Annotated in this window: 13 protein-coding genes; 1 reads left to right on the forward strand and 12 read right to left on the reverse strand. The window is 52.9% G+C overall.

Features of this window, described 5'->3' with window-relative positions; translation table 11 throughout:
• Positions 1-428 precede the first annotated feature (428 nt).
• The 3 genes from BV494_RS07595 to flhB are packed head-to-tail and all read right to left on the reverse strand — an operon-like array spanning position 429 to position 4,075.
• Positions 429-845, reverse strand: a complete 417-nt coding sequence (locus tag BV494_RS07595) for a flagellar protein FlhE (protein WP_104922315.1) — start codon at positions 843-845, stop codon at positions 429-431.
• A gap of 1 nt (position 846) precedes the next feature.
• The gene (gene flhA, locus BV494_RS07600) at positions 847-2,931 is read right to left on the reverse strand and encodes a flagellar biosynthesis protein FlhA (protein ID WP_104922316.1); all 2,085 of its coding nucleotides are present in this window, start codon (positions 2,929-2,931) and stop codon (positions 847-849) included.
• Positions 2,924-4,075 carry a flagellar biosynthesis protein FlhB gene (gene flhB, locus BV494_RS07605; RefSeq protein ID WP_104922317.1) on the reverse strand — a complete coding sequence of 384 codons (1,152 nt, stop codon included), beginning with the start codon at positions 4,073-4,075 and terminating at the stop codon, positions 2,924-2,926. Before flhB ends, flhA begins: the two co-directional genes overlap by 8 nt.
• 568 nt (positions 4,076-4,643) lie before the next feature.
• On the opposite strand from flhB, the gene BV494_RS07610 reads away from it, so the two are divergent.
• Positions 4,644-5,195: a tyrosine-type DNA invertase gene (locus tag BV494_RS07610; RefSeq protein ID WP_104922318.1), complete on the forward strand. Its 552-nt coding sequence runs from the start codon at positions 4,644-4,646 to the stop codon at positions 5,193-5,195.
• Between the two features lie 38 nt (positions 5,196-5,233).
• Here the strand turns inward: BV494_RS07610 and BV494_RS07615 are convergent, their stop codons facing one another.
• The 9 genes from BV494_RS07615 to BV494_RS07655 form a co-directional block, all read right to left on the reverse strand.
• Positions 5,234-5,884 (reverse strand): LuxR C-terminal-related transcriptional regulator, encoded by a 651-nt coding sequence (locus tag BV494_RS07615; protein ID WP_192938100.1) that lies wholly within the window; start codon positions 5,882-5,884, stop codon positions 5,234-5,236.
• Positions 5,885-5,943: 59 nt separating this feature from the next.
• Complete coding sequence (locus BV494_RS07620; RefSeq protein WP_226790048.1) at positions 5,944-6,657, reverse strand: response regulator transcription factor; 714 nt, start codon at positions 6,655-6,657, stop codon at positions 5,944-5,946.
• 157 nt (positions 6,658-6,814) lie between these two features.
• Positions 6,815-7,333, reverse strand: a complete 519-nt coding sequence (locus BV494_RS07625) for a fimbrial protein (protein WP_104922320.1) — start codon at positions 7,331-7,333, stop codon at positions 6,815-6,817.
• A gap of 82 nt (positions 7,334-7,415) precedes the next feature.
• A complete protein-coding gene (locus BV494_RS07630; protein WP_104922321.1) occupies positions 7,416-7,949 on the reverse strand; it encodes a fimbrial protein in 534 nt (177 codons plus the stop codon).
• Between the two features lie 56 nt (positions 7,950-8,005).
• On the reverse strand, positions 8,006-9,106 hold the full coding sequence (locus BV494_RS07635; protein ID WP_104922322.1) for a fimbrial protein: 1,101 nt from the start codon (positions 9,104-9,106) through the stop codon (positions 8,006-8,008).
• A 14-nt stretch (positions 9,107-9,120) separates the two neighbouring features.
• Positions 9,121-11,679: a fimbria/pilus outer membrane usher protein gene (locus tag BV494_RS07640; protein WP_104924744.1), complete on the reverse strand. Its 2,559-nt coding sequence runs from the start codon at positions 11,677-11,679 to the stop codon at positions 9,121-9,123.
• A 97-nt stretch (positions 11,680-11,776) separates the two neighbouring features.
• Positions 11,777-12,460, reverse strand: a complete 684-nt coding sequence (locus tag BV494_RS07645; RefSeq protein WP_104922323.1) for a fimbrial biogenesis chaperone — start codon at positions 12,458-12,460, stop codon at positions 11,777-11,779.
• A gap of 108 nt (positions 12,461-12,568) precedes the next feature.
• The gene (locus BV494_RS07650; protein ID WP_104922324.1) at positions 12,569-13,090 is read right to left on the reverse strand and encodes a fimbrial protein; all 522 of its coding nucleotides are present in this window, start codon (positions 13,088-13,090) and stop codon (positions 12,569-12,571) included.
• Positions 13,091-13,584: 494 nt separating this feature from the next.
• Positions 13,585-14,133: a tyrosine-type DNA invertase gene (locus tag BV494_RS07655; RefSeq protein ID WP_104922325.1), complete on the reverse strand. Its 549-nt coding sequence runs from the start codon at positions 14,131-14,133 to the stop codon at positions 13,585-13,587.
• Positions 14,134-14,561 lie beyond the last annotated feature (428 nt).

Here is a 14,561-nt window from a genome sequence, read left to right on the forward strand (position 1 = left end):
CGTCGTTTTGAAAGCGGCCACTGGCTATGTAAATCGAAAGATCAATGTTGGCAGGCGCGCGTTAGAGATCAGAGTGTTGTTGAATTTAAATAAACTTCCGGCCGCTTTCAGAAAGCTTGCTGAATGAGTGTTTCGAGACCGAAAGGCTCGAAGACCGAAATGAAGGTACCGCGCAGCGGCAAGTTTTCGCGGCAATAGTTGCGGCTTCTGAAACATAGCCAGCGAGCGATAGCGCGTGTTGAAAAAGCGGGGAGAAATCCAAAAGAGGGAAAGCACTTCCCTCTTTTGGTCGGTTTCGGCGCAGGAAGTTAAGTGATCACAGTTATTGAAAAACCGAAACTTTCCCGGTCATCCGCCCGCCCTCACGGCGAGTGAGAAACCGAAATGTTCTCAGTCTGCTCTTAAAAGCCTCAACCGGCCCCGGTAACCTACCGGTAATTCACTATCACCTGATTCCCCATCACCCGTAACGGCGTATTCATCGCCCCGCCGCCCGCGACGAAATACACAAACCGCATCGGCGAGATGGCCGTCTGGCCATAAAACGATTTCGTTACACCGCTGTCCGCATCCAGCCCCACGCAGTGATTGACGGAATTACATAACTGAACCTGTAACCCCGCCGGTCTTGCGCCGAGCAATTCATATTTCCAGCTGACCGTGGTGATCGTCGCAGAACTTTTCTGCCGGACCGGCGCGGAATCAGCGGCAGCCAGCGGCGGTGACGACATCATCACGCCACGGTTTTGCAGTGTGACGCCACGCTGAGTGTCCGACCAGGAACCCGACGCGGCAACCGCAGGCAGGCTTATCAGGCTGAGGAGGAGCAACGCGGCGCGAAGCATCTTATTCACCGCCGATGGTCGCAGTCATGCGGATCTGGCGGCTGTCGGTCATTTCGAGATTCGACATCACCACAATCTGTGGCAACGAGCGGCGCAGGAAGCGTGACAACAGCGGACGCAGCGCGTGGTTCACCAGCAGAACCGGCGGTGCACTGAGCATATCCTGGCGCTGTAACGCGGCTTCCGATTGCGTTAACAGACGGTCAGCCAGCCCCGGCTCCAAGCCGCCGCCGCTTTGCAACGCCTGAAGCAGCAGGCGTTCGAGCGCCGTATCCAGGCCGATAACCTGTACTTCGCCGTTACCGGGGAACCATTGCTGGGTAATCGCACGACCCAGTGCCACACGCACCACAGACGTCAGTTCGTTCGGGTCGGACTGGCTCGGCGCATATTCCGCCAGCGTTTCGACAATCGTGCGCATGTCGCGAATCGACACACGTTCGGATAACAGATTTTGCAGCACCTTGTGCATGTTGGTCAGCGAAATCACGCCCGGAATGAAATCTTCGGTCAGCTTCGGCATTTCCTTGGTGACACGTTCCATCAGCTCCTGCGTTTCCTGACGGCCAAACAGTTCTTGCGCATGTTGACTGATCAGGTGATTCAGGTGCGTTGCCACCACCGTACTGGCTTCCACCACGGTGAAGCCCTGAATCTGCGCCTGTTCGCGCATGGCCGGTTCAATCCACACCGCCGCCAGCCCGAATGCCGGATCGACCGTCGGCTCACCCGGCAGTTCCCCGATGGCGTTACCCGGATTGATCGCCATCCAGCGCCCCGGATGCGCGGTGCCCGTGCCGATTTCGACCCCTTTCATCAGGATGCGGTAACCGGCAGGCGGTAATTCGAGGTTGTCGCGGATGTGGATCACCGGCGGCAGATACCCCATTTCCTGCGCGAATTTCTTACGGATGCTGCGGATACGTCCCAGCAGTTCGCCGTTTTGTGCAAAATCCACCATCGGGATCAGGCGGTAGCCCACTTCCATTCCCAGCGGATCTTCAAGCTGAACGTCTGACCAGCTGGCTTCCACCAATTGTTTGCCGCTGTCGGCTGCCGACGGCGCGGCTTCTTTTGCCTGCGGAGCTTTCTGCTCCTGACCCCGCGTCCACCAGGCCAATGCCAGAAGTGCCGAGGTGAACAGCAGGAACACCAGGTTTGGCATGCCCGGCACCATGCCGAGAAGCCCCAGAACACCGGCGCTCAGCATCATGACGCGCGGATTGCGGAACAGTTGGGTGACCATCTGCTCGCCGACGTCCTGATTGGTGCCGACGCGGGTCACGATCACACCGGCAGCGGTGGAAATCACCAGCGCCGGGATCTGCGCGACCAGACCGTCACCGATGGTCAGCAAGGTGTAACTTTCGGCGGCGTGGCCGAGATCCATCCCGTGTTGCAGCACGCCCACCAGCAGGCCGCCGACCACGTTGATGATCATGATCATCAGACCGGCGACGGCGTCACCGCGCACGAACTTACTCGCACCGTCCATCGAACCGTAGAAGTCCGCTTCCTGCGTCACGTCACTGCGGCGTTTTTTCGCTTCATCTTCGCCAATCAGACCGGCGTTAAGGTCAGCGTCGATCGCCATCTGTTTACCCGGCATCCCGTCAAGGACGAAACGCGCGCCCACTTCGGCGATACGCCCGGCACCCTTGGTGATAACCATGAAGTTAATCAGCACCAGGATGATAAACACCACGATACCAATGGCGAAGTTGCCGCCCACCAGGAAGTGGCCGAACGCTTCGATAACCCGTCCCGCCGCCGCACCGCCGGTGTGACCTTCAAGTAAGATCACACGGGTAGACGCTACGTTGAGCGACAGGCGCAGTAAGGTGGAGAACAGCAGGATGGTCGGGAAAGCCGCAAAATCCAGCGTCCGCTGGGTGAACATCGCCACCAGCAGCACCATGATGGACAGCGCAATGTTGAACGTGAACAACAAGTCGAGGAGGAACGGCGGCAAAGGCAGCACCATCATCGACAGGATCATCAGGATGAGGATGGGTCCTGCCAGAACCTGCCATTGTCCGGACTTAAAGTTGGCGGGTAAACGCAGCATCGCGGCCAGATTAGCCATGGGTATCACTTTCTCCTGCAAAATCCAGACCGTCAGGGACTGGTAAATGTTGAGGTTTTTTCGGGATCAGTCCGCCTTCGCGCTTCCAGCGTTTAAGCTGATAAACCCAGGCCAGAACTTCGGCAACCGCAGCGTAAAGCGCGGTCGGGATTTGCTGACCAATTTCACTGTGCCGGTAGAGCGCACGCGCCAGAGGCGGCGCTTCCAGCATCGGAATTTTGTGTTCGGCACCCAGCGCTTTGATGCGCAGCGCCACATCGCCCGCCCCTTTCGCCAGCACTTTTGGTGCGCTCATTTTGTTTTCGCTGTACTGCAACGCGACGGCGTAGTGCGTCGGGTTGGTCACAATCACGTCGGCTTTAGGCACGTCGGTCATCATACGGCGGCGTGCCATCGCGCGCTGTTGCTGGCGGATGCGGCCTTTGACATGCGGATCGCCCTCCTGGCTTTTATGTTCGTCGCGGATGTCCTGCTTACTCATGCGCAGTTTTTTCAGGTTGCTCCAGATTTGCCAGAACACGTCGAACGCCACCATCGGCGTCAGCCCGAGAACCACCATCAGCGCGCAGAACGCCACCATATTCAGCGCTTCACCCAGTGCAGGAATGGTAGGTTGCGCCATCAGCCGCATCATGTCCGGCCATTTATGCCAGATATATAACCCGGCCACCGAGCCCACCAGCAGCGCTTTCAAAATAGCCTTGAGCAGTTCAGCCAGTACCTGCCCGGAAAACAAACGCTTGAATCCGGCAATCGGATCCATCCGGCTGAATTTCGGCGCAAAAGACTTTCCGCTGAACATCAGGCCGCCGAGTAACAGCGGCGCGGCCAGCGCAATCAGTATCAGGCCGCCGATCACCGGCAATAACGCCCAGACCGCGCGGCTCAGCAGTGAGGCGATTTGTTGCAAAATCTGACGGTCATCACTGACCATGCCGTGGTCAAACTTCAGCCCCTGCGAAATCATCACACCGAGCTGCCGCGCGATGGATTCACCGGAAACCCACAGCAGCGTGAAACCGCCCCCGAGCATCAGCATCGAGGTCAGTTCGCGCGAACGCGGGATTTGCCCTTCTTCACGAGCTTTTTCCAGCCTGTGGTTTGTGGGGGCTTCTGTTTTTTCGAGATCGCTGTCTTCAGCCACCGGTGTTCCCTGTCAGCATTTACCCGGCGCAAAAAGCAACGGGCACAATTTCATGCATAGCATGACAAAATACGGCTGACACCATAGGCGGAAAAGAGGCAGGTTTTGAGGTCTGTTTACTAAATCAAATGAGGAAGTTTCTTTAAAAACCCCAATATCAGGGGGGCTATTTTAAGAAATGGCTGAGGTTTTGAGGGTTTATTCTGATGAAATGATCAAAAAATAGCGCATACGGCCTTTCTTATTAAGAAGTTTAAACGTTAGAATTCCTGCGCCAATTTGAATAATTCTGTTTTCCTGGATGTCACTGAATTGTAAAGCTCGTTGCCAGAAATCACCCATTAATCGTCCTGAAAAAAACGATATTTCTGTCATTTAATTTCGGGATGAATTATTTCGTTTCTGTTTTCTCAGATATTCCCCTGATAATTTATGACTCACGCATCTGGTTCTTCCAGAGAAAAACTCGCCGGTGAAAAAATAATATCCCTTACCTGCCCTCGTTCCCACACGCAAACAGTTTCGTAAAAACGTAAATCATCTGCAATTAATCAAGGAAAGAAATTAAATGAGCGGGAGAAAATATTTAACTCAGATTGAGATGGAAAAGCTCGTCGGTACCGTCTCGACAGGCGTAAACCGGGTTCGAGATAAATGCATGTTATTAATGTGTTTCATCCACGGGCTTCGGGTGAGTGAACTGGCCAACTTAAAAGTGAAGGATATTGAGCTTTCAACAAAAATAATTTACATCACACGGCTTAAAAATGGATTCTCTGTTCAGCATCCTATCCAGGATCGGGAAATAACGTTTATTAAGGAATGGCTTAATACAAGGCCACAATATCTTGACTCTGATAGCGAATGGTTATTTCTTTCCCGTCACGGCGGGCAACTGTCCCGACAGCAACTCTATCGTTTGTTTCGTAAATATGGCGAGGACGCGGGAATTAATGTGGCCGTGCATCCGCATATGCTCAGACACGCCTGTGGTTATGCGCTGGCAGATACCGGCTGCGATACCCGGTTGATTCAGGATTATCTCGGCCACAGAAATATTCAGAACACAGTGATTTATACCGCCAGTAATGCCGGGCGGTTCAGGTCGATCACGATATAAGCGCGTTTTTTACCGGGGATCGTGAGATCCCCGCACGCTCACATGCCGCTTTTCAGTTGCAAAAACAATTCCGCATCGGTCGTGATGTGCAGCTTGCGCATCACATTACACTTATGGGCGCTGACGGTTTTGATGCTGAGATTTTTCAATTCCGCAATCTGGCTGAGGCTCATGCCATTGAGCAGGTACTTGATGATCTCATCCTCACTCTGCGTCAGCCTTAGCCGCGCACGGTGATTTTTCTCCGTGGGTTCAGCCAGAGCACAGCAAATCAGCGGGCTTAACACTTTTTTTCTGGCCAGAGCATGCCGGAATAAATCATCCGTTATCACCGGTGATTCTCCGCGTGCAATCAGGCTGATGTTGCCGAATTTGAGTAACTTTTTGAGTTTGTCAGCGTCATTGCACAGCGTATAGACCACGATAATAAGCTGAGGGAATTGCAGACTCAGGCGCTGGAGGATTTCCTGCCCCGCCGCGACAGTTTCCTGAGAGCCATGAAGGTCCGTGATCAAAATATCGACAGACTGGTACATCAGGCCCTCTGCAATTCTGCCCAGACTGGTCTCTTCCATCCGGATATCACACGTCGTATCAATGGATTTGACCAGATATGACAACCCGGAAAGCGTCAGGGGATGACTGTCCATCAGGGCAATCGTCCGGGGTTTGATGCGCAATTTATTCATGAAGCGATTCCTTACTGGCCGGGAAAAGCTTCCCGGCGCGTGGCTCAGAAGTCTGAAGGTTACATGATCGCGGACGGGCCGATTTTTGCCATCCATGAGCCATGAGCAAAGAGCTCGCTGTCGTTGTGAAAACCCAGTTTCATCATCGCATTGCGCTTATGCGTGCTGACGGTGCGGATATCCCGGTGCAGGGTTTGCGCGACCCCCGAAACGCTGAGACCTGAAAACAGATAGGCAAGAACATCCAGTTCACGCGCGGTGAGCGGCGTGGTGGTTTGTCCGGTACCGGAAAGGATTTGTCTGGCTCGCGGGCTTATCCACTGAGAAGCGCCTTCCAGAACTTCTGTAACGCACTGGCTGAGCGCCAGTACCGGCTCATTTTTAAGCAGAAGACCGTGGGCTCCGGAAGACGCCAGAAGTTCCAGGATCCGGTGGTCGCTGTAGTCCGTACAAATCACAATTTTCGTTGACGGGCTGGACGTTGCGATTTGTGACAGCAGGCGTAACCCGTCAAGCACCGACTCTTTCTCCCCGCAAATATCCATAATCAGCAATACAGGCGGCGCGCCAGCCATTTTCTCCGGGATCGCGGCAAGAGACTGAACATAGGTAAAAGGTCCGGTAAACCCGGCAGAGTCGACCAGCATCTTTTTCATGCCCAGCGCGGTGACCGGACAGGCATCCATAATGAATGCCCCCTGCGGATAAGCCGCCGCTGCGGTAGAAACGAAACCATGCTGATCAAATCTGACGCTGTTTAAACTGTTCATCATATCTTCCTTGTATTTTCAGTGATTCTTCCCGTGCCTGATTGCACGGGAAGAATTCCCTGCCGGTGAACAACATCCCGCGTTCACGGCGTATTGGATAAGCTTTCCCGTTTGTTCCTCCGGTCACAGACGGGAAATATCACGACCGTCCGGCTCTTCGTTACTGGTAAGTGAAGGTGGCCTGAACAGAACCGACGATCGAGCCCGGCGTGACAGAACCGGCAGTGGTGTAAGCGCGTGCCTGCAACGGGTAGACCACTTCATGGGTGCTGGCATCGACGTTTACCGCGTAAGTCGCACCGTTACCCAGTTGTGTCCCCGCCGTGTTTTGCAGTTCAACTTCTACATTGGTCGCGGTACCGGTATTGGCATACATGTTGGCATTCGCCGTGGCAGGCGTTCCCGCAAACGTCGCCGTACTGACGGTGGTGGTTGCCGGGCAATTGATCAGTTTCAAATCAAAGGTTTTCCATTCACCTGATTCTCCCGCCGTTGCCAGCGACTTGGCTTCCAGCGTATCGAGCGTGACCTGCACCGGAGAACCGTCGTTTTCAACGGTACAGGCGGAGGCGACGACCGTGCCGTTAATGTTGATTTGTGTCGGATCCGCAAAGCTGCTCTGGCTCAGGCCAGTGAAAATGACGAGGGCCAGCGATGAGGTTTTCATAAGTCCTTTCATGGTTTTTCCTGTTTTCTCTGTGAATAAAATCGTATTGAAAAAAGTGGAGCGTAAAAAGCCCGTGGTGAAACGGGAGCGCGCCCTAGTTGTAGGTAAACGTCGCCAGCAGAACACCGCTGATGGTTCCCGGCGTCACATTACCGTTAACGGTATACGCGCGGGCCTGCAGGTCGAATTCAGCGCCCCGGCTGGCCGCATCAATCTCTTTTGAATACTTCGCGGCGTTGCCCAGACGCGTACCATCGCTGCTTTGCACCTCGATTTGCGCGTTTTCCGCCGTCCCGGTATTCACATACATCGTGCTGTCGGCGTCATCCGGTGTACCGCTCATCGTCAGGGTAACTGCCGTCGTCGATGTCGGGCAGGCGGTCAGCGCGATGGAAAATGATTTCCAGTCAGACGCGGTGCCCGCGGCCACCAGACCTGAAGCCTGAATATTCTGCCCAAGATCGACATTCAGCCCGCCAGTCGGCACATTGATCGAACACGGTGACGCCTTGATATTGCCGGTAATGTTCATGATGGTGTCAGCCTTCGCGGCTTGCGAAGTCAGCACAAAAGCCGCGCCCAGCATCAGCACCGTGGCAAGATGCTGTTTATTCCGTTGAAAGTTCATCGTACTTCTCTCCTTATCTTTCCCTGTCAGTCATGCGGCGTTTTGCGGCTCAGGCATTACTGTATTTCAGCGCGGATCGTGGCGGTCGCCGTAAAATTCCCGGTTTCCGGCGCATTACCCGTGGCGTTAAACGGATATAAGTTGATTTCTGATGTTCCCACCTGAGACGCGTAATCCATGTTCAGCGGTAAGAAACCACTCACCGGCGCAATCGTTGTCCCCGCTGCATTCAGAATTCTGACTGCCACATCCCCGTTGGTGGTCGCCAGCGCGGTCGGATCGTTGGCATCCGGCGTTCCCTGGAAGGAAAGGCTGACCTGAACCCCGTCTGAGATGTTGGTACAAGCGACGTTGAAGGCGACATTCTTCGGCGTGAAGTTTTTCGCCATCTCACCTTTGGTGGAAATATCGCCCGACATGATGTCGCCGAAAGGCACGGTGATCACACCGCCGCCGTTAATCACGCAGGATTGCGGCACGGTCACCGTTCCGCTCATCCAGACGGTAGAGACCGGCGTCGGGGACTGCGTCGTGGCATCGGTCGCGATATACACATCAACAATTTTCGTCAGCGGGATGGTCTGGACACCGACAAAAGGACGACGGAAGTACAGGGAAACCGAGCCTCTTGACCCTGTCGCGTACGGGTATCTGTCGCAACTGGTCGCCGTATTGAGGTTGCTGCGCCCTTCAAAAGGCGTCGCGATAAAGTCACTCACCCTCCCGGCGATATACACCTTACTGGCCACCGCGAGGTAATCGTTGATCGTGTAATAGTTCAGCGTCCCGTCGCTGTAGACCATGCCGGTATCCGGCACTTTGGCGGTCGCGTATGCGCCGGTATAGTTACCCGTACAGGAACAGGTGACGTTATAGTTTCCGGTCAGGTTCCAGGTGTACGCGTCCGGTTTCACCGTTCCTGCCATGTTCTGTGCCGGGTCGCTCAGCAGGTAATCCATGGGAAAGTTATAGGTTTTAGTGCCGTCCGTTGGCGAACAGCTTGCCGCCTGTGCCGCGGTGCTCATCGCCCAGACAGACAGGCTGAAACAAACCAGCGCACAGGTTTTTCCCCATAAAGAGATGCGGGGGTGAATGATTTCAGAGGCCATATGTACGTTTTCCCTTTCCACTGACTGCTCAGGATGTTGATTATTCATTTCCGTATTTCCCCTCACCGGCAGGCTCCGTTAACCATCTGAATCCCCGAACCGGCAGACTGTTCAGACAGGCTGTAATTCACCTGACACGTTTGTGATGCGCCGTTGCCCCATTTCACGTCCAGCTTGCCCGCGTCAGCCATACCGGACAGATACACTTGTCCGCTGTCGCCCACGATGCTGCTGTTGCCGTTTTTACCGGAGGTGTTGGTTGCCATCGCACCAAACGGAACCGGCTGGCCGTCCGCACGGGTCAGGGTCATCAGGACACGCTGGCCGACGTTAGGATCGAAGTCCGCACGCACCACCGCGCCGCGGGTAGGGATCACCGCCGTACTGGTCAGCGTCATATCCACGTTGTCCGGTAACGTTGAGGTATCGAGTGAAATCTGGTTGCGACGGTACGCCGTGGCATACGGCACAACCGCATATCCGCGCCAGTCAGTTTTGACACCGGTGTTGCTGGCAATACTGACGTCATCCGCCCCCGGTGCTTTCACCAGAACAATGGTTTCGCTCAGCGGTTGCGATAACGTCACGCCGTTTTCGTGCACCAGAATGCCGCCCTGCAGGCCGTAATCCATGCGGCGCTGGCTGTTGTCATAACCGTAACCGGCGTTAACTTCGCCATAACCGCCCTTGTAGTCCGCACTCGCGTACCCGTTGGAACCTTGTCCCTGGCTGCCATAACCCTGATTGATGCTGTAGTTCAGGTTGTTATCCGCCAGCGCCGTTCCGCTCAGGCCGACGTTTTGCGTGGTGTTGCCATTTTTGCTGGTGTTGAGGTTGTATGTGGCATAACTGCCCGCCAGCCACTGACTCAGCGGCACGCTGATATTGATGGCAACAATCTGGTCGGTGTAGTACGTGCGGTTGCCGTTACTGTCAGTACCGTTGCGGTTGTAGGTGTAGTTGAGGCCGTAAGAAACGCCTTTCCAGGTGTTGTTGTAACCCACGCTGGCAGACTCGGTAGAACGGTTGTTGTTCCAGTATTCTTCCTTCACCAGGCTCAGGGACATCGCACCGGCTTTTTCCCATAAGTTCTGGCTCAGCGTCAGTTCTGCCCGGCTCTTCTTATGGTCGGAGTAATAGCCGTTACCGCCGGAGTAACTTTCGAGCGCTTCTTTCAGGGTATAGAAGCCCTGCGTGGAATAGCGGTAACTGGCCAGACTGAAGTTCGTGCCCGATTCAACGAAACTTTTACCGTAACGCACGCGGTATGACTGACCGCTGTCTTTGGGGTTATCTTCCTGTTTGGTCCACGCCTGGGTGATATCCGCTGACAAGGCCCCGATGGCCCCGAGGTTTTGCCCGAGACCGGCCGCCAGCGACTGATATTTACTCGCCGCCTGCAAACCGCCGTACACCGTGGCGCCGTGGGATAAACCATAAATGGCGGTACCCTGCGTGAACGGCGTTTTCTCAACATCGCTGCTGTAAGAACGGTACTGACCGCTGGTGAAGCTGTATTTCAGATGACCTTCACGTTGCAGCACCGGTACCGACGCGAACGGCACAACCAGATTCTGCTCACTGCCGTCGGCTTCTTTGATGGTGACATTCAGGTCACCACTGCCCGCCGTCGGATACAGGTCGGAAATCGCGAACGCCCCCGCCGGGACATAGCTCTGATAAATGACGTAGCCGTTCTGGCGGATGGTCACCTGCGCGTTACTGCGCGCAATCCCGCGCACGACCGGCGAATAGCCTTTCATGCTGTCGGGTAACATGTCGTCATCCGTCGCCAGCTGAAGCCCGCGGAAAGGTACGGTATCGAAAACTTCCGTCGGCGAGTTGCTGTCACCGAGCGTCAGCTGGCTTTTGAGCACCTGAATATCGCGCTGCAAATATGTATTGATGGAATCCCAGTGATCGGTTCCCTTGCTGTCGCGGTTCCACGTTGAATAGTTACGCAAACGCCAGGCACCCAGATTCGCGCCGGAACGCAGGTTCAGGTAATAGGTATTGGAATTACGGGTGTCGTTATCACGCGCTTCGGTATTTGCACCGCTGAAGCTGTAGTTCATCAGCAACGCCGGAATACCCGAATCCCATTTGTCTGGAGACACGTAGCCGCGCGCCTGAGAATTCAGGGAAGCCTGAGGAATGCTCAGATCCAGCCGTTGCTGATCAAAACGCAGCGTCGCAGCAGACTGTGGGATTTCGCCGGTAAAGTTGGCGCACGCATCGCTGGCAGCAATGCCCGGATACATCCCCGTTTTGACGCCCATCTCTTTGAGCATTTCGGTGCTCAGACAAGGCTGAAGGCTCTTTTTGCCCGAGCTGTTTGTGACGAGTGAAAATACGACGTCTTTGGTATCGACCATCGAACCATTAAGATAAATATCAACACGGTACGTGCCCGGTGGCTGCAAGTCCCCTTCTTCAAAAACAGAAAGATCGGCTTTCCCTTGTGCAGGATTATCAATTTCCAGTAATGCCGGGTTGAAATATTCCGCCGCACTGGCCATGCCTGCACCGCCCATTAACATCGCGAACTGACAGGAAACCAGCCAGGCAATCCGGGAGCGTTTAAAGCCGGTCGAAGTCTTATTCTTCGGTTTTTTGTTCATTCGTATAATTCCATTTTTCAACGCAACCAGAATGACTGGTGCACCCTCCATCCCTTGTCCTGCCCGTTCAGCAAAGCTTATCTGGCGACGGCGCAGATCAAAGTGTTGCCACTAACGGCTTGCTGGTACCGCCGTAGTCGTTAATGAACTGCCAGCTCAGTGCGCCGCCGTTCAATGCAGGAACGGCAAAGGTGGCGCTTGATTGCGGGGCAACCATCGTGGCTTCTTTCACGGCGGTGCCGTTTATCTTCACATTGAAGAAAGTGATGTAATGCGCAGAGGGATTGGTCACCTGCAGGCCGTTGCCAGCGCGTTTCCAGGTCAGCGTTTTGGCTGCGTCTTCCAGCGAGTCCTTCACGGCCGCCGGGCGGTAAATCAGTTTGATGCGCGTTTTCACCGCGATTTGCAGGGTGTTTTCTTTTTTCTCAGCGGAAGGGATCGATTTGATGTTCAGCCAGTAGAGCGATTCTTTGTTTTCCGGCAAGTTTCCGCCCGCGCGAACGACCCGCAGGATATTTTGCTGGTTGCCATCAAGACGGAACAAAGGCGGCGTGACGATAAAAGGGGCCTTTTCACCCTGCCCACCCGTTTCGGTCAGAGCACCATCGACCCAGGACTGAATGAGATACGGCGTGTGATCCGGGTTACTGATATTGATCGACGCTTCTTTTTTTCCGCCGTCATAAATCAGACGTGTTCCGCCCACGACGATGCCTGCCTGCGCTGCTGACGCAAACGTCATTAATAGTGCTGCCACCGCTGTGACGCGCCATTTATTCATGGTGATTCAACCTGTCTTTTGGATTCATGTAGACCAAGGATTCAAACAGACCAGGGGCTAAAATAGTCCCTGGTCTGACTTATCTGATAGCTATGGGATCAGTAAGACTTATTGATAAACAACGGTGAACTGCGTCACGCCGTTTGCATCACCGACGGTCACTGCGTCAGTCAGGGAGATGTAACGCGCGGAAAAGTCCAGGTTGTTTGCAGCGGTGCTGACCAGCGGGTATACAGAGGAGTCTTCGTACAGTGGAACCACTTTGTTCTGGTTGTCAGAAATCTGGATGCCCACGCCAGTAGCGGTCGTGTCGCCAGCGGTCAGTGCCAGAATGCTGTTATCACCAGAAACCTGGTTGCCGTCGAAACGCACGGTGGCACCGGTAACGGTGTCCGGGCAGTCAGTCAGAACCAGAGTGAACTTCTTAGGTGCAGCCAGAGTGCCTGCAACCGGGAAAGCAGTACGTGCGATATTGCCCAGGAAAACATCCTGGTCTTTAGATGCCGTATCAACAGTACAAGCTGCATCAGTGATAGTGCCGGTGAAGTTTACTGCGCCATCCGCAGCGAAAGCTGAAGAAGCAAAAGCGGAAGCAGCCATCAGGGCAACAACAAGAAGATTCTTTTTCACGATATTTTTCCTATTAACATATTGCTGTCGACACACCTTCGTGGTGTATCGAATTGTTTTTGACAAAACCATCTGCCATTCCTTTATTTAGTTCACGGAGTTCCACTCCATTTAATAAAGCGTTTGCTCAGGTTAACGTCCTAAACCAAACGATTCATTTTGAACTAAAGTGACTCCTTTAGTGTTTTTCACTTGTTTTATAATTTTATGTGGATTTTTATGCTTATATTATTGATTTTTTAAGTTAATTAATTCAGAAAGTGTAAACAACATTGAAAGGGATAAATGTTCTTACGTGCGGGATATAAGAAAAAACCGAGACATGAAAAATGCGGGTTAATCGTTTTTATGGCGGTAAGTTGTTGAATAAAGGTTAATTAATGGAATTTTTTGCGAGGATTGTTTTCGAGTATTGACAGAGATTTACGCTCTCACTAGGATAGGCTCCAATTTAGTTCAAAATGACTCCATTGTAATAATTAGTTACATGTTATTTACCACACTTCTTTAAACCGCTGAGCATTACTGGCGGTATATAAAACCGTGTTCTGAATATTCCGGTGTCCTAAATAATCCTGGATTAACCGGGTATCTATTCCACGGTCGGCAAGCGCAAATCCACAACCGTGCCTTAACATATGTGGATGGGCATTTATAGTGAGATTAGCGGCTTCACTGTAATTACGAATAAGCCAGTAGATCCTCTGACGAGATAATTTCGCGCCCCGGTTAGATAAAAATAACCAGTCGGAATCCGCGCCCCGATACTGCTTCCTTTTATTCAGCCAAAGCCTGAGAGATTTCCTTTCTCTCATATAAAGAGGATGAACCGTAGAAAAACCATTTTTTAAACGGTGGATATAAATATTGTTGCCCTCCATATCGATGTCGGACAGCCGCCAGCTGCTGATCTCACTGACCCGGCACCCGTGGATAAAGCACATCCAAATCAGACAATAATCACGCTCCGCGTGTGTGCTGTGCAGCGTGGCTTCCAGCAGTTTCTCCACTTCAGACGGGGTTAAATATTTACGATTTTTCATGGTGCCTGTTCCTCTGTTTGTAATCTGAGATAAGGTTATCTTTCATCTGACCTGACAAATAAAATTGACTCACGTTTATTTTTGCAGGCTAATCCGTGCGGGTGAAAGGTTAACTTCTGCTCCTTGTTTAAATACACGACGCAACTTATAAAACGCTCACACCTCCTGAAAAATTAATAATGCTCAAAAAAGCATCTGATGCCGATGCGTTATATACGCGATTTACTCACCTCACTAAATGAAAAACGATAATAAAAAAGCCCCTGAAACAGAGTATAGGTGAAGTTAGTTATATCATCATAAGGAAAATAACACAGACCCGGTAAGTAAATAATAAACAGAACGGGAATATAAGGAACTTGCCAGTCTTATCGATAGCTTTCAATGATTGATCGCTAAAAAATATTGGGATTTATTACATATTTGTC

It is taken from the genome of Rahnella sikkimica (assembly GCF_002951615.1).
GTDB classification, from domain to species: domain Bacteria; phylum Pseudomonadota; class Gammaproteobacteria; order Enterobacterales; family Enterobacteriaceae; genus Rahnella; species Rahnella sikkimica.